Genomic DNA, 24,884 nt, shown 5'->3' with positions numbered 1-24,884 from the left:
TCCACGGCGGCGGCCGAGCGCCACGGCGCCACGGCGAGCCCGACCGGCTCGCCGAAGACCCGCAGCAGGAACGCCCAGGCCGGAGGCAGCGCGCGCGGCGCCGACGCGCCGAGGTGGGCGGGGCGCACCAGCTCGCCGTCCGCGCCGGTCAGCACCAGCAGCAGCGTGCCCGGGTCGTACGAGACGCGCAGGTCCGTCAGCGACAGCGCCGCGCCCTCCGCCACGGTGAACGGGTAGTCCACGGCCACGGCCGAGGCGGGCCGCAGGTTCAGGTGGTTGCCGAAACTGCCCAGGCACTCGGCCACCGCCCGCCGCGGTGCGTCCGGCACGCCCACGCCGGCGCGGGAGAGCAGGTGACGGGTCCTACCGGTGCCCCGGCCGTAGCCGGCGGTGACCGCGCTCAGCACGAACTGGTGTCCCGCCGTCAGATGGCCGTAACAGGTGATGGAGCCGGGCGGCCGGACGTACGCGGGCCAGGACACCGCCATCTTCTCCACGATGTCCGGATCGGCCACCAGCACCCCGTCCTCGTCCGGCGGCGAGGCGAACAGCGCGTCCCAGGTCTCGCGGCGCAGCCGGTGGGCGCGGCGGGCCGTCGATCCGGTGGCGGGCCCGGCCCGTTCGAGCAGCGCCCGCAGGTCCGCGCACGCGTCGGGCGCGTCCCGGTAGAAGGCCAGGAACGGCACCGAGGCGTCCGGGCCGTGCCGCTCCACGAAGTGCTCGGCGGCCGTGAGCCTGACCGGCAGGTCCGGGTCCAGCACGGCGGCGAGGCGGCGCACCGCGTCCAGGTCGCGCAGCACCGGCTGCCAGGCGCCCCGCCCGCACACGGCCGGCGGCGCCGTCGAGACGGCCGTCTCCACGCGGACGCTCCGCTCGCCCAGCCCCGCCGTGTCGCCGAGCCGGGCGAGCAGCCAGCCCGCCACCGGCCTGATGCGCTCGCCGTACGTGGCCTGGACGGCCTCGCGCAGCGCGGTGGGCAGCCACGGACGGTCCGGCGAGTCACCCGGCAGGACGTCCTCCACCCAGGCGGCGAGGTCGGCCAGCGGATCCAGCGCCTGGTCGGCGAACGGCCGCACCCGCTCCACGAGCCCCAGCGCCAGCAGCCGCCTGACCACGCCGGGCTCCGCGACGGCGCGCTCCAGGGCGCCCACGGTCGGCTCCGGCGTGGCGCGCACCCAGGCCAGGGCGCCGGCCACGACCGGCTCGGCCAGGATCGCGACGGGCGCCGCCGCCTCCCGCGGCTCACGGAACGGCCGGCCGTCCCCGTCATGGGCGCCGTCATGGGCGCCGTTTTGGGCGCCGTCCTGGGCGCCGGACGCGGCTCCGAGGAACCACAGCCGCCCGTCCTCCTGCCACAGGCTCGGGTTGACGCGAACCCGCACGGCCTCGCGCAACCCCGGCCGGTCGGCCAGCGCCGCCCAGACCCGCCGCACCGTCGCCAGGTCCACCTCGGGCACGGCGCTCCAGCGCAGCTCGCCGGCCGGGGTCACGGCCGCTCCCGCGTCCTCCCACCGGCCCAGCCCGCTGATCGTGGACACGGCGTGCGGGCTCGCCGTCGCCGCGGTCCGGGCGACGTTCCTGGCCAGCCGGGCCAGCCTGGGCCGTCTCGGCACCGCGCCCGGCCGGGCCAGCCAGCCCTCCAGCGTGGCCGACAGCCGGGGGCAGGAGCAGGCCAGGCCGCGCAGGAACGCGTCGTCGCCCGCCACCGAGCGCAGGGCGTCGGCCCGGTCGGCCAGCTCGGCGGCCAGCGCCTCGGCCAGCGCCCCCGGCGCCTCGTCGGCCCAGCCGCCGCCCTCCTCGCCGTCGTCGCCGTCGAGGACGGGGGCGCCGTACGGGTCGCGCCCGAACGGGTGACCGTCCTCGCCGTACGCGTCGCCGCCGGGCCCCTCACCGGTTCCCTCCGCACGTTCCTCCGCGAGGATCTCGTCCACCAGCGCCCAGGTGCGCGTGAACCGCAACTCCTCCAGCCCGTCGGCCGGCAGCCCCGCCACCCGCACGCCGAAGGCGTCACCCATCTGACCGTCCATCGCGATCCCCCCGTACGGACTCTTGGGGCAACCCTCCCCGTCCGGCCGGTCCCAGGGGCAACGCGCCCACCGTGCTTTACCCGTTGTACGCGGTGAAATAGGCCACCATAGACGTTCGCCGGGTCCGCGTTCATGGCTCTGACCTGCGGCAGGAAGACATGAGGAGGGGGACGTCGGACGAGGCGCTTGCATTAGGTAGGCTCCACCTGCCCTAATTTAGGTAAGCCTTTCCTACGCCGCTGCGGGAGTGACCGTGTTCGCCAGCTACCTGATCGGACTACGCGAAGGACTGGAGGCGACCCTCGTCGTCTCGGTCCTCATCGCGTTCCTCGTGAAGAGCGACCGCAAGGACAGGCTCCCGCACGTGTGGGCCGGCGTCGGCGGCGCCGTCGCGCTCTCCGTGGGCTTCGGTGCGCTGCTCACCTTCACCGCCGCCCACCTCAGCCACACCGGGCAGGAGCTGTTCGACGCGATCACGTCCCTCCTGGCCGTGGTCTTCGTGACCTGGATGATCTTCTGGATGCGCCGCGCCGCCCGCGCGCTGTCCGGCGAGCTGAGGGGCAAGCTCACCGACGCCCTCCAGATGGGCTCCCTGGCCGTCGTCGTCATGGCGTTCCTCGCCGTCGCCCGCGAAGGCCTCGAGACGGCGCTGCTGTTCTTCGCCTCGGTGCAGGGCGCCACCGCCACCGCCGCGCCGCTGACCGGCATCATCCTGGGCCTGCTCACCTCCGTGGTCATCGGCTGGGGCCTCTACCGCAGCGCCCTGCGGATCAACCTCACCAAGTTCTTCACGTGGACCGGGCTGCTGCTCATCCTCGTCGCCGCCGGCATCTTCAAGTACGGCGTCCACGACCTGCAGGAGGCCGGCGTCCTGCCCGGGCTCACCACGTACGCCTTCGACGTCAGCGCGATCATCCCGGCCGACTCCTGGTACGGGGCGCTGCTGGCCGGCACCCTCAACCTCACGCCGCAGCCCAGCGTGCTCGAAGCCGTCGCCTGGGTGCTCTACGCCGTGCCCACGCTCTTCCTGTTCCTGCGCCCGCAGCGCGCGAGGACGACGCCCACGCCGGCGTCCACGTCCCCGGCCGCCCGGCCCTCCGCCTGACCTTGAACACCCGACCGAACACCGCCCGGAGAGTCGCAGTCCGATGAGGAACACCATGCGCATCAGCACCCCTCGCGCCCGCAGCGCCCGCTACGCCCTGGGTCCGGCCGCCGGCGCGCTGGCCCTGCTCTGCCTGGCCGCCTGCGGCTCCGGCGAGCAGGCCGCGACCGGCCCCGCCGCCCCGGGCAAGCCCGGCAAGATCGCCGTCGCCGCGTCCGACACCGAGTGCAAGGTGGCCGCCGGCGAGGTGGCGGCCGGCACCAGCACGTTCGCGATCACCAACGGCGGCAGCAAGGTCACCGAGTTCTACGTGTACGCCCCGGGCGACCGGGTCATGGCCGAGGTGGAGAACATCGTGCCCGGCCTGACCCGCGAGGTGGTCGCCGAACTGCCCGCCGGCACGTACGAGACGGCCTGCAAGCCCGGCATGGTGGGCAAGGGCATCCGCAACCCGCTCAAGGTGACCGGCGAGCACAAGCCGCTCACCAAGGACGCCAAGCTGGCCGCGGCCACCGCCGAGTACAAGCGGTACGTCAAGTCGCAGAGCGACACACTGCTGGTCAAGACGCAGGAGTTCGTGGACGCGGTCAAGGGCGGCGACATCGCCAAGGCCAAGGAGCTCTACCCCGTGTCCCGTACGTACTGGGAGCGGATCGAGCCGGTGGCGGAGATCTTCGGCGACCTCGACCCCGCCATCGACGCCCGTGAGGCCGACCTCGCCGAAGGCGAGGAGTGGACCGGCTTCCACCGCATCGAGAAGGACCTCTGGATCACCAAGGACGTCGCCAAGGACGGCCCGATCGCCGACAAGCTGATCACCGACGTCAAAACCATCGTCGCCAAGGCCAACGCGACCGAGCTGACCCCGCTCAACCTCGCCAACGGCGCCAAGGAGCTGCTCGACGAGGTCGCCACCGGGAAGATCACCGGCGAGGAGGACATCTGGTCCCACACCGACCTGTGGGACTTCGACGCCAACCTCGAAGGCTCCAAGGCGGCCGTGCAGGCGCTCCGGCCGGTCCTTGAGGAGCGGGCCCCCGACCTGGTCAAGACGCTCGACGAGAAGTTCGCGGCGGCCGAGCAGGCCCTCGCCGTCCACCAGAAGGGCGACGGCTGGAAGCTGCACGACGAGCTGTCCAAGGCGGAGCTGAAGAAGCTGTCGGACGCCATCAACGCGCTCGGGGAGCCGATCAGCAAGATCGCCCCGATCGTGGCCAAGTGACGGCCGGACCGGCAAGACGTGGCGACGTGACAACCGGGCAGGGAGACGCGGCGATGGACGAGCACGGGGACCAGACGGGGCACGGCGGTCGGATGAGCCGCAGGAAGCTGTTCGGGCTGGGCGCGGCGGGCGTGGCGGCCGTGGGGGCGGGCGCCGTCGCCACCCGCTCCCTCCTCGACGAGCCGGCGGCCCAGGCGGCCTCCACCTCCGACCCCGTCCCCTTCTACGGCGAGCACCAGGCCGGCATCGTCACCCCGGCCCAGGACCGGCTGCACTTCGTCGCCTTCGACGTGACCACCGACAAGCGGGCCGAGCTGACCGAGCTGCTCCAGGAGTGGACCGCCGCGGCGGCCCGCCTGACCCAGGGCAAGGACGCGGGCACGTTCGGCGCGATCGGCGGCTCGCCGGAGGCCGCGCCGGACGACACGGGCGAGGCGCTCGGCCTGCCCGCCTCGGGGCTGACGCTGACGATCGGGTTCGGGGCGTCGCTGTTCGACGACCGCTTCGGGCTGGCGTCCCGGCGGCCGGCGGCCCTGGCCGACCTGCCGAAGTTCCCCGGCGAGCAGATCGTGCCCGAGATCTCCGGCGGCGACATCTGCGTGCAGGCGTGCGCCCACGACCCGCAGGTCGCCGTCCACGCCATCCGCAACCTCGCCCGCATCGGGTTCGGCAAGGTGTCGGTGAAGTGGTCGCAGCTCGGCTTCGGCCGCACGTCGTCCACCTCCCGCGCCCAGGCCACGCCGCGCAACCTCATGGGCTTCAAGGACGGCACCAACAACATGAAGCTGGAGGACGCCCAGCTCCTGCGCGACCACCTGTGGGCGTCGGGCAACGACTGGATGGCCGGCGGCACGTACATGGTGACGCGCAAGATCCGGATGACCATCGAGACGTGGGACCGCACCTCCCTGGCCGAGCAGGAGGCCATCTTCGGCCGCGACAAGGGGGCGGGCGCGCCGCTGGGCAGGAAGGCCGAGTTCGACACGCCCGACTTCGCCGCCACGGGGCCCGACGGCCAGCCGTACATCAAGGCCGACGCCCACGTCCGGCTCGCCCACCCGAGCCACAACGGCAACGCCCACCTGCTGCGGCGCGGCTACAACTACGTGGACGGCTCCGACGGCCTGGGGCGGCTCGACGCGGGCCTGTTCTTCATCGCCTACCAGCGCGACCCGCGCACCCAGTTCGTCCCGGTGCAGATGAACCTGGCCAAGAACGACGCGCTGAACGAGTACATCAAGCACGTGTCGAGCGGGCTGTTCGCCTGCCCGCCGGGGGTGCGGGACGCGGGCGACTACTGGGGCCGCGCCCTGTTCGCCTGACCGCGGAGGTTCGTTCGGGGGCTCGGCAAGGGCTCAAAAGGCAAGGCCCTCGAAGGGGCGCGCTCCGCGCGACTCGGCTCGGACAGCGCTGTGTGGGGAAGCCGCGCTCCCCCACACCCCCTTGGCAAGGGGCCTCCCGCCCCCTGCACCCCCGAGCGTTACGCGAGTCCAGAAATGCCCTCCTCTTACAGCCTGGAAAGCTTGGACAGTGGTCACCCCAATTGCCGGAGGAGACGAGGCAGTGCGCGCAGTGCAGGTTGCATCATTCGGTGATCTGCACGAGCGCTTTGCGTTGGTCTCCCGGGACCGAGGTGCGGAAGTAGCAAGAGCTGGCGTGGTGTCGACGATCAGTCGCAGCACATCCCCAGAATTGGGGGGATGACGCCAGCCGGATTTCGTGCGTGCCGGGCGAGCGGAAGAGGGGAAGCCACACGCCCGGTGTCTCCACGGGGACGAGTACCGATAAGAGCGGGGCTGAGCGGGGCTCAGGGAAACGCCGGCCCGCACTAAGCAACCGAGGTTGACTATCCCATATTAGTCAACTACGGTTGCTTGCATGCCGGCAGAAGACGTACCCCTTCCCCAGGATCCCGCCGACGCGCTGGCGGCCGTGGCCGCGCTGCGACGCCTGGCCGATCAGCTCGAGGACTCCGCCGTGGAGCAGGCCATGCGCGCGGGCTGGAGCTGGCCGGACGTCGCCGAGGCCCTCGGCATCACGCGTCAGGCGGTCCACAAGAAGCACGCCAAGCGGCTCATCGCCGCGGGCGTCACGCTGAGGAGACGACATTGAGCGCGATCGACGACTACATCAACGCGATCATGAAGAAGGGGGTGGAGGAGGCACGGGAGGACGGCTCCGCCGCGACCGAGGCGCATCACCTGCTGCTGGCGATCGCCGCCCACGAGGGCACCGCCGCGCACCGCGTCCTGACCGAGGCGGGGCTCGGACGGCAGGCCATCAGGGACGCGCTGGACCGGGAGTTCGAGCACAGCCTCGGCGCCGCCGGAGTGTCCCTCTCCTCCTTCCGCCTCCCTCCGCCGAGCCGTGACCCCGATCGCCGGCTGAAGGTCGGCGCCTCGGCCGGACTCGCGCTGGAACGCGGCTTCTCGGCCTGCGGCGGCAAGAAGGACCTGCGTCCCGCGCATCTGCTGCTCGGCGTCCTGGACACCGAGATCGGCACCGTACCCCGCGCGCTCTCCCTGGCGGGGGTCCGCCGGGTGGACCTGATGGCACGCGTACGGGAGACGCTGGCCAGCGAGACCTGGTAGCCCCGCCCCCGGCTCCCTGCCCTTTCCCCATACGACTCCAACACGACTCACCACACGACCCAGCGCGATCAGCGCGACCCAGCCGCCGTGACGGGACCCTCCGGCGTCCCGAGCGGCTCCGCCGGTCCCCCCGGCTTCTCCGGCGAAGCGCGGCCGAGCACGCCTTTCGAAGCGCGCCTTTGGATGGCGCGACCTTCGAAGCGCCTTTGGATGGCGCGCCTTCGATGGCGCGGCCTTCGGGCCGCCCCGCTTCCTGTCCCCATCCCCATGCGCCCCGGCCCCGCCATGCCCGCACACCGCTGTCGGCTCGGGCCGTGACGCGTCATGCCCTCGCACCGGGTCCCGCCGGCATGCGTCCCGCCGCGAGGGCGTCCGATCACGAAGAGAGGTCATCCCATGACGACGCGCGAGCAGGTCGTGCTCGACGTCGCCGGGCTGCGCATGCGCTACGGCTCGGTCGACGTCCTGCATGACGTCACGCTCCAGGCCCGCCCCGGCGAGGTGCCGGCCCTGCTGGGACGGAACGGCGCGGGCAAGACCACCACGATCGAGACCCTGGAGGGTCTCCGCACCCGCTCACGGGGCCGGGTCGAGCGCGGCGGCGCGCCGCGATCGCGCCCTGCTGCGAATGGGGTGACATCATGACCGTCACTCAGGTGGCCGGCCGGTCACTGGCGCCGGATCTGGCCCGCGGCTTCATGCTGCTGGCGATCGCGCTCGCGCACGCGCCGGTGTTCGTCTCCGGCACGGCTTCCGGCGTCCTCGACGGCGTCGCCGCGTTCCTCGATCACCTGCTCGCCCACAACCAGGCCCGGCCCCTGTTCGTCCTTCTCTTCGGCTACGCGCTGGGCCAGCTCGCGTCCCGGCATCGGGCGGAAGGAGGCTCGCTCGGGAAGCTGTTGCGGCGCAGGGGCCGGTGGCTGGTCGTCATCGGGTTCGCCCACGGGGTGCTGATCGCGCCGCTGGACATCGTCGCGGTGTACGGGCTGACACTGCTGCTGCTCGCCCCGCTGGTGCGGGCCCGGGACTCGGTGCTGTGCTGGACGGCCGCCCTGGCCGTCATCCCGGCGACGCTCGTGGTTTCCGGGCCGATCCTCCTCGCGTACGCCGGCGCCGTCCCCGTCACGCCGTCCGCCGCCATGCCGGCGGACCTGGGCACCCACATCCTCTCCGGGCTTCGGCTGTGGCCGTTCAAGACGGCCCTGGGCACGATCGACGTGGTGCCGGGCATGGCGCTGGGCATCTGGGCGGCCCGTCGCCGGGTCCTGGACGAGCCCGGACGCCACAGGGGCCTGCTGCGCCGGACCGCCGTCATCTGCCTCGCCGTCGCGCTCGCCGGCCGGCTGCCGGGGGCCCTGCTGATGGCCGGCGCGTGGATGTCTCCCGCGCCTTGGGCCGCCGTCCTGACGCACACCCTCACCGGTTACGCCGGCGGCGTCGGCCTGGCCGCGCTCATCGGCCTCGCCGCGACGCGGGCGACGCGTGGTCCCCTCGTCACCGCTCTGGCCGCCCTCGGGCAGCGGTCGCTGACCTTCTACCTGTTCCAGTCGGTGATCTTCCTCGTGCTGTTCTACCCGTTCACGCTGGGCCTGGGGGACGACCTGGGGTTCGCCGCCGCGTTCGTGATCGGGCTCGCCGTCTGGGCGATCTCGATCCTGGCGGCGGAGTGGATGCGGCGGGCCGGGCACCAGGGACCGGCGGAGGCGCTGCTGCGACGCCTGACCTATCGCCGTCGCGACGGGTGAGCACGCGGCCGGTCAGGGGCGGTGGCGGGCGCGGGAGGCGGCGGCGTGGGCGCGGTTGGCGCAGCGGGTCGAGCAGAACTGGCGCCGGCCCGGCCGGCTGCGGTCCACGAAGGCGTCGCGGCAGGGGGCGGCGGCGCACATCCGCACCCGTTCCCAGTCGCCCTCGGCCGCCAGGTCGAGCAGCTCCTGCACGGCTCGTACGGCCAGGCGGCCGGCGAGCGAGGCGCCGGGCACGGGGACCAGGCGGAGCCGGGGGACGCCGTCCGCCTCCTCGACGGCGGGGCGCAGCGGCAGCTCGGATGTCCAGCGCGCGAGGGCGTCTGAACGGTCGGCGGGATCGGCGGTCAGGACGGCCCGCAGCCGATCCCGCACCGCCCGCACCTCCGCCAGATCCCCCGGCCCCGCGTCGCCGCGCGTCACCGACAACTCCGCGCAGAAGCGGCGCAGCGCCGCCGCGTCCGGCAGCCGTTCCGGTTCGTCGAGATAGGCGTCCCAGGTGTTGGCCAGGTCCAGCGCCACCAGACCGGTCTCCGCGAAGTCCCGCATTCCGCCATCCCATCATCCCGTGCTACCGTCAGGAGTATGACGAGTATAACCACTGACAGAGTCTTGGTCGTCCTCGACGCCCCCTCCAACCTCGGGCTGCGCCCGCCCGCGCCCGACACCGTCCCCGGCTGCTACAAGGCCCCGTGGGCGCTGCGCGATGCCGGGCTGCTCCAGCGGCTGGGCGCGAGCGACGCCGGAGCCGTGGTGCCGCCCCGGTACGTCGCCACCTGGCAGCCCGGCGACGGCGTGCGCAACGGTCAGGCCATCGCGACCTACACGCGGAGGCTGGCCGGGCGCATCGCCGCCCTGCGGGGCGAGGGGCGGTTCCCCGTGGTGCTGGGCGGCGACTGCTCGATCGTGCTGGGGGCGGCGCTGGCGCTGCGCCGCGAGGGGCGGTACGGGCTGGCGTACCTCGACGGGCACGCCGACTTCCGCCACCTGGGCAACTCGCCGCACGTCGGCGCGGCGGGCGGGGAGGGCGTGGCGCTGGTGACCGGGCGCGGCGACGGCTATCTGACCGACATCGACGGGCTGCGACCGTACGTGCGGGACGAGGACGTGATCGTGCTCGGGGTGCACGACGAGGAGGATCTGCGGGACATCGCGGACACCGGCCTCGCGTACGTGCCCGCCGACGAGGTGGCCGCCCGGGGCGAGGAGGCGGCGGCGGACGTGCTGGGCCGCGAGGAGCTCGACGGGTTCTGGATCCACGTCGACGCCGACGTGCTCGACTCGTCCGTGCTGCCGGCCGTCGACTCGCCCGCCCCCGGCGGCCTGTCCCCCGACGAGCTGGTGCGGCTGCTGCGCGGCCTGCTCCGGCTGCCCGGCGCGGCCGGACTCCAGGTGACCATCTTCGATCCCGACCTGGACGAGGACGGGTCGCAGGCCGCCCTGCTCGCCGACGTCATCGTCCGCGCCCTGGCCGCCTGACGCCCGGATCCGCGAAGCACGGGGCCGGAAGCGCGGCCAGAGAACCGCGAGGTCAGAGGGAAGAGGGAAGACCGGGGGTCAGAGGGAATCGCGGGGGTCAGGGGGAAGCGCGGGGTCAGAGGGCGAGTACGCCCGCCGGGTCGGCGATCACCCGCTGCATGGCCAGGCCCGCCGCCCCCAGGACCGCCGCGTCGGCGCCGATCGCCGACATCGCGACCCGCGGCGGCGTGCGCCGCATCTGCCGCAGCCGCACCGACAGCACGTCGGACACGGGCCGTTCCAACCAGGGGAACAGCCGCGCGAACACCCCGCCCAGCACGATCGTCCCCGGGTCGAGCAGGTGGACCGCCGAGGTGAGGGCCAGCCCGAGCGCCTCGCCCGCCTGGCCGGCCGCTGCGAGGGCAGAGCGGTCGCCCGCCTCCAGCAGCGACACGAGCCCGTCGATCGAGGCCGAGGCGGCGGGCAGCGCGGCGGCGGCGCCGGGCAGGGCGGCGACCCGGCCGCGCATCGGGACCACGGCCCCGAGCAGCGCGTCCTGTCCCGCGTACACCTCCAGGCAGCCGCGGCCGCCGCAGCGGCAGGCGGGCCCGTCGGGCACGACGACGACGTGCCCCAGCTCCCCGGCCAGCCCGTACGTGCCGCGGAACAGGGAGCCGTCCACCACCAGCCCGGCCCCGATGCCGATCTCACCCGAGACGTACAGGAAGTCGGTCTCACCGGAGCCGAACCACAGCTCGCCGAGCGCCGCGAGGTTGGCCTCGTTGTCGACCTCGCAGGCCAGGTCGAGCAGGCCGAGCTGGCCCGCCACCCCGATGTCGCGCCAGCCGAGGTGGGGCGCGTTGCGCAGCAGGCCGTCCTGGACGGGGCCCGGCACGGCCAGGGCGGCGCCCGTGATGCGCAGTCCGGCGCGCTCGGCCTCGGCGACGGCCTGGCCGGCCAGTTCGCGCAGGTCGGCGAGGATGGTCTCGGGGCGGGAGCCGCGGTTGTCGGCAGGGCGGACGCGGCGCACGCGCACGGTCCGGGTGAGGTCGACGACGCAGGCGGCCAGGTAGTCGACGTTGAGCTCCAGGCCGAGGGTGGCGAGCCGGTGGCCGCTGACGCTCACGGCGACGCCGGGACGGCCGCGCTCGCCGTCGCGGACGGCGCCGTTCTCGACGACGACGCCGGCGTCGAGCAGGTCGGAGACCAGCTTCGACACGGTGGTCTTGGTCAACCCGGTCAGCTCGGCGAGGGCGGCCCTCGTGAGGGGGCCCGCCGCGCGGATCTCGCCGAGCACGACGGCGAGATTGCGAGCGCGCATGGAATCGTGCCGCACGCCTCTTGACGATGCCACATCTGCCTCCGAGGATTATGTGCAGATTGTGGACTTAATCCTAGAGCGGCGAGAGGGCACCATGAGCTCGTTCATCCCAACCCCCGATGATCGCTTCACCTTCGGCCTGTGGACGGTCGGGTGGCAGGCTCGTGATCCCTTCGGAGACGCCAGCCGGCCCGCGCTCGACCCCGTGGAGACCGTACACCGCCTGGCGGAGCTCGGCGCCTACGGCGTCACCTTCCACGACGACGACCTGCTGGCCGTGGAGCCCGACCGGGACAAGGCCATCGAGGCGTTCCGCAAGGCGCTGGGCGAGACCGGGATGAAGGTCCCCATGGCCACCACGAACCTCTTCACGCACCCGGTGTTCCGCGACGGCGCGTTCACCAGCAACGACCGCGACGTCCGCCGGCACGCGATCCGCAAGGTCATGCGCAACATCGACCTGGCCGCCTCGCTGGGGGCCCGGACGTACGTGTGCTGGGGCGGGCGCGAGGGCGCCGAGTCCGACGCGGCCAAGGACGTGCGCGCGGCCCTCGCCCGCTACAAGGAGGCCCTCGACCTGCTCAGCCAGTACGTCATCGACCAGGGCTACGAGCTGCGCTTCGCCATCGAGCCCAAGCCGAACGAGCCGCGCGGCGACATCCTGCTGCCCACCATCGGGCACGCGCTCGCGTTCATCAACGAGCTGGAGCACCCCGAGATGGTCGGCCTCAACCCCGAGGTCGGGCACGAGCAGATGGCCGGCCTGAACTTCGTCCACGGCATCGCGCAGGCCCTCTGGCACGGCAAGCTCTTCCACATCGACCTCAACGGCCAGCACGGCCCGAAGTACGACCAGGACCTGGTGTTCGGCCACGGCGACGTCAAGAGCGCGTTCTTCCTGGTGGACCTGCTGGAGCACGGCGGCTACGACGGGCCGCGCCACTTCGACTACAAGCCGCTGCGCACCGAGGACCCCGAGGACGTCTGGGTGTCGGCCGCGGCCAACATGCGCACGTACCTCATCCTGCGGGAGAAGGCGCGCGCCTTCCGCGCCGACCCGGAGGTGCAGCAGGCGCTGGCCGCCTCCCGCGTGGACCAGCTCGCCGTGCCCACGCTGGCGCCCGGCGAGACGCTCGCCGACCTGGCCGCCGAGGAGTTCGACCCGGACGCGGCCGCCGAGCGCGGCTACCACTTCACCCACCTCAACCAGCTCGCGCTGGAGCACCTGCTCGGCGTGCGCGGCGGGGCGGCCGGATGACCGACCCCCTCGCCTTACAGCTCTACACCGTCCGCGACCAGCTCGCCGCCGACCGCGACGGCGTGCTGGGCCGCGTGGCCGGGCTCGGGTACGGCGCCGTGGAGCCGTTCGACCCGACCACCGACCCCGAGGGGTTCCGCCGGGTGGCGGACGACCTCGGGCTGGCCGTGCCGATCACGCACGCGTACGCGCTGCTGGACCAGGAACCGGCGAAGGTGTTCGACGCGATCGCCACGATCGGCGCGGAGCTGGTGGTCATCCCGGGCGGCGTGGCGCACAAGGAGTTCACCACCCGCGACGGCCTGGCCCGCACCGCCGACCTGCTGAACGGCCTGGCCGGGCGGGCCGCCGCCCACGGCATGCGGGTCGGCTACCACAACCACTGGTGGGAGATCGAGCCGCGCTTCGGCGAGCGGCACGCCCTGGAGGAGCTGGCCGGGCTGCTGGCGCCGGAGGTGTTCCTGGAGGTGGACACGTACTGGGCGGCCGTCGGCGGCGCGGACGTGCCCGCGCTGCTGCGCCGCCTCGGCGACCGGGTGCTGGCGCTGCACGTCAAGGACGGGCCCGGGGACAAGGAGTCGCCCCACACGGCGGTCGGCGCGGGCGTCATGCCGGTGCCGGACGTCCTGGCGGCGGCGCCCGGCGCGTGGCGGATCGTGGAGCTGGACCACTGCGCGGGCGACGTGTTCGACGCGCTGGCGGCCAGCCGCGGCTACCTGAACACGCTGGAGGGCGTGTGAGCGGCGGGCCGGTCGGGGTCGCCGTGGTGGGCGCGGGCGTGATCAGCGGTCAGTACCTGCGCAACCTCACGGCCTTCCCCGACGTACGGGTGCTGGGCGTCGCCGACCTCGACGAGGCGCGCGCGGCGGAGGTCGCCGAGCGGTACGGCGTGCCCGTCTCGGGCGGCGTCGACGCGGTGCTGGCGCTGCCGGAGGTGGAGATCGTCGTCAACCTCACCGTCCCGGCCGCGCACGCCGCCGTGGCGCTCGCCTGCTTACGGGCGGGCAAGCACGTGTACGGCGAGAAGCCGTTGGCGCTGGACGCCGAGGAGGCGGCCAAGGTGCTGGCCATGGCCGCCGACCTCGGGCTGCGGGTGGGCAACGCCCCGGACACGTTCCTCGGGGCCGGCATCCAGTCGGCGCTGCGGGCGCTGCGCTCGGGCCTGGTCGGCGAGCCGGTCGCGGTGACGGCGGCCACCCAGAACCTCGGGCCGGAGTCGTGGCATCCGAGCCCCGAGTTCTTCTACCAGCGGGGCGGCGGGCCGCTGTTCGACCTCGGCCCGTACTACCTGACCACCTTGACCGCCCTGCTCGGCCCGGCCGCGCGGGTGTCGGCGACCACCCGCAGGCCCCGCGCCGAGCGGGTCGTCGGCTCGGGGCCGAAGGCCGGGACGGTGTTCCCGGTGGAGGTGCCGACGCACGTGGACGCCCTGATCGACTTCGTGGACGGAGCGGGGGCGGCGGCGACGTTCAGCTTCGACTCGCCGGTCGACAAGCGGCTCATCGAGATCATCGGCACGGAGGGCGCGTTGTCGCTGCCCGACCCGAACACCTTCGAGGGGCCGCTGCTGGCCCGCGGGCTCCACGACGTGGACTGGCGGGAGCTGCCGGTGGAGGGCACGGTCGCGGGACGCGGCATCGGTGTCCTCGACCTGGCCCGGTCGATCCGCGCGGGCGTCCCGCACCGGGCCTCGGGCGAGCTGGCGCTGCACGTCCTGGAGATCATGACGGCCGTAACGGAATCCGGGGAGCGCGGTGAGTTCCGCCGGGTCCGCTCGGCCCCGCCCGTTCCGGAGCCGCTCCCACCGGACTGGGACCCCCACGCCGCGACCCTGTCCTGACCGGCACCCCGGAGCCTGCCGTTCTCCGTGGGAGGCTCCGAAGGGTGCTCGGGTGGGCGTGTCCGTTGGAAGCGTGAACGCGTCCGGCTGACGGAAGCGGGGCAAGGCGGTTCGGCGCGAGGATCGGGACATCGCCTCGCGGCAGTCGCCGCCCCGATCCAGGAGGTCCTTGTGATCATTGCCATCGTCGACTTCGACACCGCCGCCGCCGACCGTGCGGCCGCACTGGCCCATCTCGACAGCGAACGCGACCAGGTGCGCGCGATGCCGGGCAACCTCGCCTACCAGGCGTACGCCTCCCGGCAGGACGAGACCCGGGTGACCATAGTCCACGAGTGGGAGGACGAGGAGTCGTTCGCCGGCTACCTGAAGTCCGACGCCTTCGCGCGCTCCGGCGAGGTGATCCGGCCGATGATGGTCGGGGCGCCGGTGAGCCGGCGCTTTCGCGCGGAGCTGTGGGAGACCGTCGCCTGACCGGCGTCACGGCGGCTCCCTAGGATGGGCTCATGCGAGGCCGCGGATGACCCGGAAGGCGTACAGCTTCGTCCGCTCGTTCCCGCCGGAGCCCGCCCGCACGCTCAAGGTCGACCGCCACTACCTGCTCTGCGCCTCGGCCGGTGCCCTCCGGCTCGAGGCGCAGGGTCAGGCGTGGCTGCTGCCGCCGGCACGGGCCGCGCTGATCGAGGCGGGCCACGAGATACAAGTGAGCATCCCGCAGCCGGCCACGACCGCGTCGGTGCTGTTCGACACCGGTTTCACCGCGGCCCCGCCGGCACCGTTGACCGTGTTCGACCTCAGCCCGCTGGCGCGCGCGTTGGTGGCCGAGTGCGGCGCCTGGGGCGAGAGCGACGAGCCTCTTCCTGCGTACGCCGAGACGCTCTTCGCCGCGCTGGGCGCCGTGAGCCGGCGGCTCGCCGAGCGGCCGAGTCCGGTCGTCGTGCCGGCGGGGCGGTCACCGGAACTGCGCCGAGCCCTGCGGCTGACCGAGCAGCGGCTCGGCGGCGAGATCCGCTTCGAGGACGTGGCGGACGAGGTGGGCCTGGCGCCACGGTCGCTGGCCCGGCGCTTCGAGGACGAGACCGGCATGACGTGGAGGGCCGTCCTGCGCCGGATGCGGGTGCTGCGCGCGATCGAGGAACTGGCCGCGGGCGACGCTCCCATCACAGAGATCGCGTTCACGGTCGGCTACACCTCACTGTCCGCGTTCAACGCCGCCTTCCGGCAGCTGACCTCCCGTACGCCCACGGAGTACCGAGCCAGCTTCCGCCCCTGACCGGACCGACTCGCTGCCTGGACTCTGCCCGCACTACGGGAGGGCGTAGACCTGGCCGGTCCGGGCGCCTTCGACGGAGCGGACGTAAGCCGCGGCGACATCACGCAGGTCCACCGACGGGAGGCCGGGGAAGTAGGCCCCGTACTTGTCGAGATCTTCCGTGAAGACCGTCGGGGAGACGACGTTGATCCGCTGGGGCGCGAGCTCGATCGCCGCCGCCCGCACGAACGCCTCCACCGCCCCGTTGGCCATGGACGCGGCGCTGCCCGTGACCACGGGCTCACGAGCCAGCACCCCGCTGATCAGGGTGAAGGACCCGCGCTCGGAAACGTGCGGGACGCCCTGACGCACCAGTTCCATCTGGCTGAGCACCTTGCCGTCGAACGCCGCCCGGTAGTCCTGGGGCGTCATCTCGGTGAGCGGCTTCCAGGGGACGTCGCCGGCGGCGCTGACGACGGCGTCCACCGCACCCGCCTTCCCGTACAGCGCCGTGATCTGCGCCGGGTCGGAGATGTCGTGGCGGAGGTCACCACTGCTCCGGCCGACGGTGAGGACGTCGTGGCCACGCCCGAGCAGCGTCTCGCGCAAGGCGGTGCCCAGCGTGCCGCCGCCGCCGATGAGAAGAATCTTCATGACGACGACGCTACGGCGGCACGGAGCGGGCAGGGAAATGCTCTTCAGGGGCATTTATGCTCGACGATTATGAATGTGGAGTTGCGGCATCTTCGGGCCTTGGCGGCGATCGGGGACGAGGGCACCATCACCGGTGCCGCGCTCGCCCTTCACATGAGCCAGCCGGCGCTCTCCCGCACCCTGGAACAGCTGGAACACCGCCTGGGCACGCGGCTGGTCGAGCGCACCACTCGCCGCCTCACGCTCACCGAGGCCGGAAGGCGGCTGTGGGAGCACGCCCACCGCATCCTCCACCAGCTGGACGACGCGCTGGCCGAAGCCGCGGCAGGTCCCCGGCCGCGCTCCATCCGGGTGGCCTTCGCCTGGTCCGCGCTGGGCAGCCACACGGTTCCCCTGCTGCGCGCCTGGCGTGACCGCCACCCCGACACGCCTGTGCACGTCCGGCGCGTGGACGACCCCGAGGCGGCCGTACGGCGAGGCGAGGCCGACGTGGCGTTCGTGCGCGCCGATCCCGCCCCGGACCCCTCCCTGGCGAGCTGCTCCCTCATCCGTGAACAGCGCATGGCGGCCGTACCCGAGGAGCATCCGCTCGCCCGGCGCCCGGCCGTACGCCTGGCCGATCTCGCGGGACAGCCCGTCGTCCTGTGCTCGACCGCCTCCAGCACGCGCGCCGATCTGTGGCCCGACGGCCGGCGGCCCCGGACCTTGCAGGTGCCGGGTGTGGACGAATGGCTCACCACCATCGCCACCGGCGACGCCATCGGGGTGACCACCGCGGGCATCAGCTACAACCACCCCCACCCGGGCATCCGCTACCTGCCGCTCTCCGACGCCGCCCCCGTCACGGTGTACCTGGTGTGGCCGGCAAGCCCCTCTCATCCCGCGACCGACGCCTTCCGCCGGCTGGTGCAACGGCACCTGGTGTCCTCGCGCTGACCGCGTGCTCCCTGCCGACGTGACGCGACGTCCTCGAAGCCGATCAGGGCCGGGGTGTCTGGGAGCGGAAGCTGTGGCCGAGTTCGGAACCGAGCCCGAAGTAGTGCCGGAAGTTGTAGATCAGCGGGTTCCAGTGGGCCGGGTCGATGTGCTGGGTGCCGGGCACTACCAGGCTCGGGTCGGCGTGGACCTTGAGCACGCGGGCTTCCACGATGAGGAACTCGCCGCCGGCGTCGGCCTGCACCCGGGCGGCCCGCGCCTCCAGCTGGATCGGGCACTCGGCCGCTCGGGGCGGGCGCACCACCTCGGACGGCTCGGGACGCAGCCCCGCGGCCGCGAACTTGGCCGGTTCGAAACGGAACGCGCCCTGCTTGTGCGCGGGTACGGGATCGCGCCCGGTCAGCGGGGCCAGACGTTCCACCGCCCGCCACTGCCGCGAGTGCGGCAGGTTGATCACCAGGTCCGGCCGGGCGATCAAGTTCCGCCCGGTCTGGCCCTCGGCGCCCAGGCCGAGGACGACGATCTGTCCCAGCGCCCAGGCGGAGGACATCGGGGCGAGATTGAACGAGCCGTCGTCGTTCTCCGTCGACAGGAGCACGACGGGTGTCCCGAAGTACAGGATGCTCGGGGTGATCTCCAGATGGCCTGTCGCGGCGAACCCAGGTGCAGTGGTCACGGCACCGACCGTAGGGGCGCATCCTTTCGACGGCCGCCGAAGGATGGCCACAGGCGTCCTACGGCCACCTTCACCTACGGCCACTGTCGGCTACCGGAAAGCGAAGCCCGCGCTGCTGGTCCGGCCTGCGCCGTTCACGGCCGTGATCATGAGCAGGGACCGGTCCGGGTCGATCCCGGCCGGATCGAAGGGCGCCCAGACCAGCTCCCGCGCCACCCCGTCCGGCCGGTCATCGCTCATCTGGCCGTCGCCCTGTCCATCGCCTCCGGGCTCGGGGGTGACGGTGACCGTCTTCACCGCTCCCCCGGTCTCCTGGTAGGTCACCCGCAGCGTGCCGCCACGGAGGTTGAGCCCCCGTACCTCGATGCCGTCGCGCCCGCCGACGGTGCGCCGCCTCGCGTCCATGACGAGGGGGTCGTTCCAGCCGGCCGTGATCGTGTCCGCGAGCGACGGCGCACCGGGCCGGTCCCGGCAGGTCAGGAACGGGTCCCAGCCATACGCGATGATCTTGGTGGCGTACCGGCCGACGGCCATGACCTGCCGGTCCACCCGGCTCTTCGTGGCGCGCCCGCGCAGCGGCAGCGGGTCGGTCCTGCCGCACTCCCCCTCGACCGGGGTGGGCTCGAAGACCTCGACGTTCACCCACAGCTCGGCGCCGTGGCCGGCGCGGCGCGCGGCGGCGGCGACGTAGTCGGCGGTCGAGCCGTAGTACGCCTGCCGGTACGGCACCGCGCCCACCACCGGGACGAGCCGGGCGTCCATCGGGTCACCGTCCTGGCCCGCCCCGTACACCGGGACCTTGCCGACGCCCCGGCCGTCCTGGATGGCGATGGCCATCGGCAGGCCGGCCCGGGTGGCCGCGATGTCGGCGAACCCCTCGCCCACCACGCTCGGCGGGAAGCCCCGCGACCGGCGCGCGTCCCAGTACGGGCTCACCACGATCGTCCGCCCCGGCAGCACGGCGGCGGCCACGGCGTGCTGAGCCCGGTAGAGCGCGAGCACCGGGTCCCGCGGGCCGCGCTCGCGCATGGCCAGCTCGAACGACTGATACACCCCCGCCAGCGCCGGTGACGCGCCGAACCGCTCCCGGTAGCCGGTCAGGACCCGCTCGGTGAAGGCGTCCAGCGCGCCGGTGGAGGCGGCGTCGGGCTGCCACGGCTTGGCCGGGTCCTGCGGCGCCGCGGGCAGCCCGGGGAACACCCGCATCCCGTACGCGGCGGCCTCCTCCAGCAGGTTGCCGACGCCGTCGCCGTCCGCCGCGACCAGCACCAGGTCGTACGGACCCGACTGGCAGGACGGCCCGAGCAGCAGCCGGTAGTAGACGCGTTCGCCGCCGTCGATCCGCCGGTCGAGCCCCGAGCAGCGCAGCGCGGCCGGGCCGAGGCTCTCGCTGGTCACGTACGTGAAGACGCGGCGGATCTCCTGACCCCGGGCGGCGTCGCGGGCGGCCAGGTAACACGGCCGCCCCTGCTCGACGCAGCCCGCGAACACGGGGTCGAGCCGCCGGCCGGGCCCTTCCGCGACCGGCGTCCGTCGCGCGTCCCCCTCACCGGCCTCGTCGGCGACCGGCGTCCGTCCCGCGTCTCCTCGCTCGGCCGCCAGGACGCGTCCCTCGCCGTCCACCCGCGCGGCGGCGAAGCGGGGGCCGAACGTGATGATCGTGTCGCCTCCGGCCGCGTGGATCGCCTGCAGCGTCCGCCGCGTGTCGCACCGGTCGGGGCGGGGCTCCATCCAGTAGCCGCTGATCGCGTACGGGGACGTCACGCGGGTGTCGCGGGGCGGGCAGCCGGGGGCGCCGGTCCTGGGCGCGGCGCCGAGCCCCCACATCAGGCCGGCCGCCGCCACCACCGCCACGGCCGCGCAGGCCACCACCGACTGGAGGACGAACCGGGTCCGGTGCCGCATGCCACCTCGCATCGCGCCGCGCCCCTCCGCGTTACTCGCCGCGCCGAGGTCGTCCATCACCCTATCCATCGGCCTCCACGAACGTCCCTCCCGGAACGTGACCCCGGAAACTGCGCCTCCCGAGCCCCCAACCCCCCGAGATCACCCCAGGCATGGGCCACCGGAATTGTCGGCGCGCTCTGCCACGATCGCGATCACCTCAACCCCTGAGATCACCTCGACCCCCCAGGAGAGTCATGCGAGCGAACGACGCCGCCTGGCCGCCGGTGCGCGACCTCATCGCGGCCGGCGACATGGCCGCGCTGGTGCGGACCGTCAAGGCGCTGGACGAGCCGGCCCGGCGGGAGGTGGCGGGCGAGCTGCCCGGGTACATCGCCGAGATCCGGCAGATCGTGTGGGAGGAGGTGTCCGCCCACGAGGCGCGGGCCGAGCGCGACAGGCGGGAGCAGCAGGACGAGCTGGCACGCCTGTACGCGGCCGGAGAGCTGAGCGAGCCCCAGTACACCATTGCCTACTCCATGACCTGGGAGAACGACGGCTGGGAGGCCAGGCCCGCGGCCGACCGCTGGATCGAGCCGATGCGGGTGGCGGGGGCGGCGACGTTGGGCGGCGCGGCGGCGGTGGCCGCCTGGGTGACCCGGCGCGAGTTCGACCGCTGGGTCTCCTCGCCCCTGGAACTGGAGCGGGAGCTGGAGCCGGTCCTGGAGGTGGTCGCCGCCCGCCCGGACGCCTGGCAGGCCGATCTCGCGGCACGGCTGGCCCTCCGTGTCCGGGCCCGGCGGCGTCCCCTGCAGGCCGACCGGGTGCTGGAGCTGGCGCTGGCCCTGCTGCGGCGCACCGGCGCGACGCCGCCCGAGCACGACCCGCTCGTCGTGGGCTGGGCCCGGCAGGTGCCGAGGCCGGGCGACCCGCTGACCCGGCACCTGGTGCCGCGGCTGTTCGAGGCCGAGGGGGTCGGGCGGGTGCTGCGTGACGACCGTACGTGGCTGGGAAGGCTGACCAGGCTCGCGGCCCGCGACCGGGCGATGCGCGAGATGCTGCTCGACGGGTGCAGGCGACGGTTCCTGCGCGGCGGCGAGGGGCCTGACCTGCGGTTCTTCGTACGGCTGCACGAGGAGCTGAAGCCGACGCCGGCCGAGGTCGCGCCGCACGCGCTCGACTACCTGCGCCTGTTGCCGGCCGCGCCGGGCCCGGTGGCCGAGCTGTCCCTGCGGCACGTACGGGACCTGGACCGTCTCCCCCTGGAGGATGTGGCCGAGGCGCTGGAAGGGCTGGTGTTCCGGGCCGAGGGCGGGCTGGCCCGCGCCGGGCTGAGCTGGCTGGAGGAGCTGGTCAAGCCGGCCCCCGAACGGGCCGGCGACCTCGCGCCCGCCGTGGCCACGGCTCTCGGGCACCAGGCGCGGGCCGTTCAGGAGCGGGCGGTGCGGATCGCCGTGCGGCACGCCGCCCGCTTCCCCGCGGACGCGGCCGCGACCCTGCGCGACGGCGTGGGCGAGCTGCCGCCGAACCTGCGCAACCGGATGGCGGCGGCCTTCGGCGGCGAGACGGTTCCGGTCCCGGAGCCGGAGCCCGCCTCCGAGGACCATGAGGCGGAGCCCGTCCCCGGGACGCTGCCCGCGCCGCCTCGCCCCATCCCGGCCGTGGCGCCGCCCGGCGACGCCCGGAGCCTGGCCGCGATGGTGCTCGACGGCGGCCGGTCGGCGGCCGAGCGGTCGCTGGCGGCGTTCGTGCGGCTCGCCGCCGGCGACCGGGACGCGCTGCGGGCGGCGCTCACCCCGCTGACCCGGCAGGACGACTGGCGGCTGGACCGGGACGAATGGAGCGAGCACGACACCTGGATGCGTGCCCTCGCCATCGAGCTGGTGCACCCAGGCCGACCGTACGGGAGCTCCCAGAGGCGGCTCCTGAGGGCGGCCGCGCGCCTGAACGGGGTGCCGCCGGAGCCGGAGTATCCCGACCGGCTGCCCGAGCCCCGGCGCGCGTCGCCGTTCCACCGCTTCACGCTGCGGCGGTACGCGGAGATCCACGCCGCGCTGGCGGCGGGGACGCTGCCGCCGCTGCTGCTGGCCACGCCGAGCCTGTCCACGGGGCACGTCGATCCCGCCGACCTGGTGGCCCGGCTGGAGGAGCTGGAGGCCGCCGGGCCTGAGCCTCTGCCCGCCGACTTCCAGCAGGCGCTGCTCCGGCTGCCCCGCGCCGTGGACCCCACCGTGGTCGAGCGGGCCGGGACCCTCACCTCCGCGGCGGGCCGGCGCGCGGCGCGCTGGATGCGGGACGGCGGCCTGCCCGACCCCGTCGTACGGGTCACCCGGTCCGGGCGGGACGACGGGCTCGGGTCCGTGGTGTGGATGACGACGACCGTCGAGGCCGCGCCCACCGGGCTCCCGTACATCGACGAGCTGCTGGCCGACCAGCCGCGGCACGTCAACTACGTCTGCGACGGCCACCTGGGCGGCATGCTGGAGCGCTGGCCCACGGTCATGCCGTCACACCGGGAGGTGGTCGCCGCCCACATGGTCGGCCACCAGCCCTTGGAGATGAAGGACATGCCGTCGTCGACGCTGCAGCTCCTGGCCGACGCCTCCGGCCCGGCCGGGACCGCGGTCGCCCTGCTGCTCGCCTACCGGATCTTCCCCCGGCCGTGGGGAGAGGACGGCACCGAGCCGGCGCTGCGGGCGCTGCGGCGGTTGGCGGCGTCCGGCGAGCTGCCGTCCGAGGAGCTGGGCGGGTGGCTCGCGGAGCGGGTGCCGCGCGGCGAGGTCAGGACGCGGGACCTGGCCGCCCTGCTGGAGGCCGAGGCGCTGAACGGCATGCACCACGACGTGTGGCGCGTGCTCACCACGGCCCTGCCGCCGCTGCTGCCGGCCCCCGGCGCGCGGGCGACGAAGGCCGACACCGAGCTGGTCGCCCTGGCCGAGCGGACGGCCCGCTGGTCCGGGGCGCGGGGACGGCATCCGGAGCTGGCGGCGTTCGCCGCGCGCAAGGGCACGGCCCGCGCCCTCCGCCTGGCCCGCGCCCTGGACGCCCATCTCACCCGCCCATGAGCCGGACACCCTGGAAGCTCACCTCACCCGCCCGTGCCCCCTCGGGGAGGCCCGCCCGAAACCTCCGCCCCTTCTAAGCTTGGCCTGCCCCAAGCCCTCAAGCCCCTCGCGGCCGACCGGCAGGCCGGCTCCCGGGCGTCCCCCGCAAGGAGTTGCACATGCGCGTCACCGTCACCGGCGCCCACGGGAAGGTCGGCCGCGCGGCCGTCCGCGCGCTCATGGAATCCGGCCACGAGGTGACCGCCGTGGACCTCGACCGGCCCGTCTTCGAGCGTCCCGCGCCCGGCGAGCCCCGCTACGTGCAGGCCGACCTGACCGACGCCGGCCAGGCGTTCGCCGCGATCCGCGAGGCCGAGGCGGTCGTGCACACCGCCGCCATCCCCGCCCCCACCTCCCACCCGCCGCACGTCGTCTTCCAGAACAACCTCATGGCCACCTTCAACGTCCTGGAGGCGGCGGTCCGGTTCGGGGCGAGGCGTTTCGTGAACATCTCCAGCGAGACCGTGCCCGGCTACTTCTTCTGCGAGCGCCCGTTCCTGCCCGACTACGCGCCCGTGGACGAGGACCACCCGATCCGCCCGCAGGACCCGTACGCGCTGTCCAAGCACTTCGGCGAGCAGCTCATGGACGCGGCGGTGCGCCGCTCCGACATCCGGTGCGTCTCGCTGCGGCCGAGCTGGGTGCAGCACGAGGGCAACTACGAGCGCAACCTCGGCCCGCAGGTCCGCGAGCCCGGGGAGATCGGCGCCGGGCTGTGGAGCTACACCGACGTGTACGACCTGGCGGACGCCATCGTGCTGGCCGTGGAGTCCGGCCTGCCCGGCCACGAGGTGTTCTACATCGCCGCGCCGGACAACGCGGGCGGCCACGACTTCGCCACGATGCTGCGCCACATCCACGGCGACGCCATCGAGCTGCGGGAGCTGTCCCGCCCGGACGCCTCGGGCCTGTCCTCCGCCAAGGCGATGCGCCTGCTCGGCTACCGGCCGAAGCGGTCGTGGCGCGACTACCTCGACGAGGACGGCCGCGCCAGGGCCAAGTAACCGCCCGTTCCGTGTAAGACGACCGGGACCGTCCCCCTCCGCCCCTGCTTCCATGTCGGCATGTGACACAGCCGCCCGGAAGCGGAAGGAGGGGACCTTCGCACGACACCACCAGGGGGCCCGTCCACAGGACATTGAACTCAACACACGGGAGAAAACACCCATGTCTCGTTCCATCTGGGGGAAGGCGCTGCTCGCGGGGGCGGCCCTGACGGGATCGGCCCTCCTCCTCAGCGCTCCTGCCAACGCCTTCAGCACCACCGTCTCCGGCACCACCGTCTCCGGCGTCATGGATTCCGGCGCCGCCGGGGCCGCTCTGGCGCCGGTCGTGGTGTCGAGGACCGGGTCGACGATCGTGGTGCGGGCCGGCGCCGAGGCCAACGGCCTCGACGTCAACGGCAGCGCCGGCTCGTCCATCACCGTCACCGACACGCTCGCCCAGGTCACCGCCGGGGCCGGTTGCCAGCAGCTCGGCGCGCTCGTCCGCTGCTCGACCGTGGGGGTCACCCGCCTCAGCGTCACCGCCTCCCTGGGCGACGACGCGGTGCGCAACAACACCAACATCCCGAGCACGCTCAGCGGCGGCCCCGGCCGTGACCGCGTCTTCGGCGGCTCGGCGGCCGACACGCTGAGCGGCGGCACCGGCGACGACATCCTCAACGGCGGCGCCGGGACCGACCTCGCCAACGGCGGCGCCGATGTCGACAGGTGCACCGCCGAGACCGAGGTCAACTGCGAGCTGTAGATCCGGCGACCGAGTCACGGGGGTCGCGTGCCCGCGCGGGAGTGGGCGGGCACGCGGTCCTCGCC

23 protein-coding genes are annotated in these 24,884 nt (G+C 73.8%); 17 read left to right on the top strand and 6 right to left on the bottom strand.

Annotated elements, in window-relative coordinates; all coding sequences use genetic code 11:
- Positions 1 to 2,015, bottom strand: a 2,015-nt coding sequence (locus AB0H81_RS32000; RefSeq protein WP_358382010.1) for a hypothetical protein, incomplete at its 3' end; no start/stop codon positions are given.
- 265 nt (positions 2,016 to 2,280) lie between these two features.
- Here AB0H81_RS32000 and efeU point away from each other — a divergent pair.
- The 7 genes from efeU (at position 2,281) to AB0H81_RS31965 (ending at position 8,690) form a co-directional block, all read left to right on the top strand.
- Positions 2,281 to 3,132: an iron uptake transporter permease EfeU gene (efeU, locus tag AB0H81_RS31995; RefSeq protein ID WP_358382008.1), complete on the top strand. Its 852-nt coding sequence runs from the start codon at positions 2,281 to 2,283 to the stop codon at positions 3,130 to 3,132.
- 55 nt (positions 3,133 to 3,187) lie between these two features.
- A complete protein-coding gene (efeO, locus tag AB0H81_RS31990) occupies positions 3,188 to 4,354 on the top strand; it encodes an iron uptake system protein EfeO (protein WP_358382006.1) in 1,167 nt (388 codons plus the stop codon).
- Between the two features lie 53 nt (positions 4,355 to 4,407).
- A complete protein-coding gene (gene efeB / locus AB0H81_RS31985; RefSeq protein WP_358382004.1) occupies positions 4,408 to 5,676 on the top strand; it encodes an iron uptake transporter deferrochelatase/peroxidase subunit in 1,269 nt (422 codons plus the stop codon).
- A gap of 556 nt (positions 5,677 to 6,232) precedes the next feature.
- Entirely contained in the window at positions 6,233 to 6,466 is a 234-nt protein-coding gene (locus AB0H81_RS31980; RefSeq protein ID WP_358382002.1) for a hypothetical protein, read from the top strand.
- Positions 6,463 to 6,945, top strand: coding sequence for a Clp protease N-terminal domain-containing protein (locus AB0H81_RS31975; protein WP_358382000.1), 483 nt, complete (start codon positions 6,463 to 6,465; stop codon positions 6,943 to 6,945). Before AB0H81_RS31980 ends, AB0H81_RS31975 begins: the two co-directional genes overlap by 4 nt.
- 396 nt (positions 6,946 to 7,341) lie before the next feature.
- The gene (locus tag AB0H81_RS31970) at positions 7,342 to 7,590 is read left to right on the top strand and encodes an ATP-binding cassette domain-containing protein (RefSeq protein WP_358381998.1); all 249 of its coding nucleotides are present in this window, start codon (positions 7,342 to 7,344) and stop codon (positions 7,588 to 7,590) included.
- A complete protein-coding gene (locus AB0H81_RS31965; RefSeq protein WP_358381996.1) occupies positions 7,587 to 8,690 on the top strand; it encodes a DUF418 domain-containing protein in 1,104 nt (367 codons plus the stop codon). The genes AB0H81_RS31970 and AB0H81_RS31965 overlap by 4 nt, the downstream gene beginning before the upstream one ends.
- A gap of 12 nt (positions 8,691 to 8,702) precedes the next feature.
- Here AB0H81_RS31965 and AB0H81_RS31960 read toward each other — a convergent pair whose 3' ends face one another.
- Positions 8,703 to 9,236 (bottom strand): CGNR zinc finger domain-containing protein, encoded by a 534-nt coding sequence (locus AB0H81_RS31960; RefSeq protein ID WP_358381994.1) that lies wholly within the window; start codon positions 9,234 to 9,236, stop codon positions 8,703 to 8,705.
- Between the two features lie 36 nt (positions 9,237 to 9,272).
- Here AB0H81_RS31960 and AB0H81_RS31955 point away from each other — a divergent pair, with 36 nt between their 5' ends.
- Positions 9,273 to 10,166 carry an arginase family protein gene (locus AB0H81_RS31955; RefSeq protein ID WP_358381992.1) on the top strand — a complete coding sequence of 298 codons (894 nt, stop codon included), beginning with the start codon at positions 9,273 to 9,275 and terminating at the stop codon, positions 10,164 to 10,166.
- Between the two features lie 115 nt (positions 10,167 to 10,281).
- Here AB0H81_RS31955 and AB0H81_RS31950 read toward each other — a convergent pair whose 3' ends face one another.
- The gene (locus AB0H81_RS31950; RefSeq protein ID WP_358381990.1) at positions 10,282 to 11,466 is read right to left on the bottom strand and encodes an ROK family transcriptional regulator; all 1,185 of its coding nucleotides are present in this window, start codon (positions 11,464 to 11,466) and stop codon (positions 10,282 to 10,284) included.
- Between the two features lie 94 nt (positions 11,467 to 11,560).
- Between AB0H81_RS31950 and xylA the strand changes: the two genes are divergently transcribed.
- The 5 genes from xylA (at position 11,561) to AB0H81_RS31925 (ending at position 15,837) form a co-directional block, all read left to right on the top strand.
- Entirely contained in the window at positions 11,561 to 12,724 is a 1,164-nt protein-coding gene (gene xylA / locus AB0H81_RS31945) for a xylose isomerase (RefSeq protein WP_358381988.1), read from the top strand.
- Positions 12,721 to 13,464 (top strand): sugar phosphate isomerase/epimerase, encoded by a 744-nt coding sequence (locus AB0H81_RS31940; RefSeq protein WP_358381986.1) that lies wholly within the window; start codon positions 12,721 to 12,723, stop codon positions 13,462 to 13,464. The genes xylA and AB0H81_RS31940 overlap by 4 nt, the downstream gene beginning before the upstream one ends.
- On the top strand, positions 13,461 to 14,564 hold the full coding sequence (locus tag AB0H81_RS31935; protein ID WP_358381984.1) for a Gfo/Idh/MocA family oxidoreductase: 1,104 nt from the start codon (positions 13,461 to 13,463) through the stop codon (positions 14,562 to 14,564). The genes AB0H81_RS31940 and AB0H81_RS31935 overlap by 4 nt, the downstream gene beginning before the upstream one ends.
- 171 nt (positions 14,565 to 14,735) lie before the next feature.
- The gene (locus tag AB0H81_RS31930; RefSeq protein ID WP_358381982.1) at positions 14,736 to 15,038 is read left to right on the top strand and encodes an antibiotic biosynthesis monooxygenase; all 303 of its coding nucleotides are present in this window, start codon (positions 14,736 to 14,738) and stop codon (positions 15,036 to 15,038) included.
- A 46-nt stretch (positions 15,039 to 15,084) separates the two neighbouring features.
- Complete coding sequence (locus AB0H81_RS31925) at positions 15,085 to 15,837, top strand: AraC family transcriptional regulator (RefSeq protein WP_358381980.1); 753 nt, start codon at positions 15,085 to 15,087, stop codon at positions 15,835 to 15,837.
- Between the two features lie 33 nt (positions 15,838 to 15,870).
- Here AB0H81_RS31925 and AB0H81_RS31920 read toward each other — a convergent pair whose 3' ends face one another.
- Positions 15,871 to 16,470: a short chain dehydrogenase gene (locus tag AB0H81_RS31920; protein ID WP_358381978.1), complete on the bottom strand. Its 600-nt coding sequence runs from the start codon at positions 16,468 to 16,470 to the stop codon at positions 15,871 to 15,873.
- Positions 16,471 to 16,539: 69 nt separating this feature from the next.
- Here AB0H81_RS31920 and AB0H81_RS31915 point away from each other — a divergent pair, with 69 nt between their 5' ends.
- The gene (locus tag AB0H81_RS31915) at positions 16,540 to 17,406 is read left to right on the top strand and encodes a LysR family transcriptional regulator (RefSeq protein ID WP_358381976.1); all 867 of its coding nucleotides are present in this window, start codon (positions 16,540 to 16,542) and stop codon (positions 17,404 to 17,406) included.
- A gap of 43 nt (positions 17,407 to 17,449) precedes the next feature.
- On the opposite strand, the gene AB0H81_RS31910 is transcribed toward AB0H81_RS31915, so the two are convergent.
- The gene (locus tag AB0H81_RS31910; protein WP_358381974.1) at positions 17,450 to 18,082 is read right to left on the bottom strand and encodes a flavin reductase family protein; all 633 of its coding nucleotides are present in this window, start codon (positions 18,080 to 18,082) and stop codon (positions 17,450 to 17,452) included.
- 90 nt (positions 18,083 to 18,172) lie between these two features.
- Positions 18,173 to 20,056 (bottom strand): hypothetical protein, encoded by a 1,884-nt coding sequence (locus AB0H81_RS31905; protein WP_358381972.1) that lies wholly within the window; start codon positions 20,054 to 20,056, stop codon positions 18,173 to 18,175.
- Positions 20,057 to 20,223: 167 nt separating this feature from the next.
- Between AB0H81_RS31905 and AB0H81_RS31900 the strand changes: the two genes are divergently transcribed.
- The 3 genes from AB0H81_RS31900 to AB0H81_RS31890 all read left to right on the top strand — a co-directional run bounded on the left by AB0H81_RS31900 (position 20,224) and on the right by AB0H81_RS31890 (position 24,819).
- A complete protein-coding gene (locus tag AB0H81_RS31900; protein ID WP_358381970.1) occupies positions 20,224 to 23,031 on the top strand; it encodes a DUF6493 family protein in 2,808 nt (935 codons plus the stop codon).
- A 158-nt stretch (positions 23,032 to 23,189) separates the two neighbouring features.
- Positions 23,190 to 24,074 carry an NAD(P)-dependent oxidoreductase gene (locus tag AB0H81_RS31895; protein WP_358381968.1) on the top strand — a complete coding sequence of 295 codons (885 nt, stop codon included), beginning with the start codon at positions 23,190 to 23,192 and terminating at the stop codon, positions 24,072 to 24,074.
- 163 nt (positions 24,075 to 24,237) lie between these two features.
- Entirely contained in the window at positions 24,238 to 24,819 is a 582-nt protein-coding gene (locus tag AB0H81_RS31890; protein WP_358381966.1) for a hypothetical protein, read from the top strand.
- Positions 24,820 to 24,884: the final 65 nt, after the last annotated feature.

The sequence above is a fragment of the Nonomuraea sp. NPDC050691 genome, assembly GCF_040654455.1.
Lineage (GTDB): Bacteria > Actinomycetota > Actinomycetes > Streptosporangiales > Streptosporangiaceae > Nonomuraea.
Note: the sequence above shows the minus strand (reverse complement) of the source record. Positions and strands in the feature narration are given on the sequence as shown.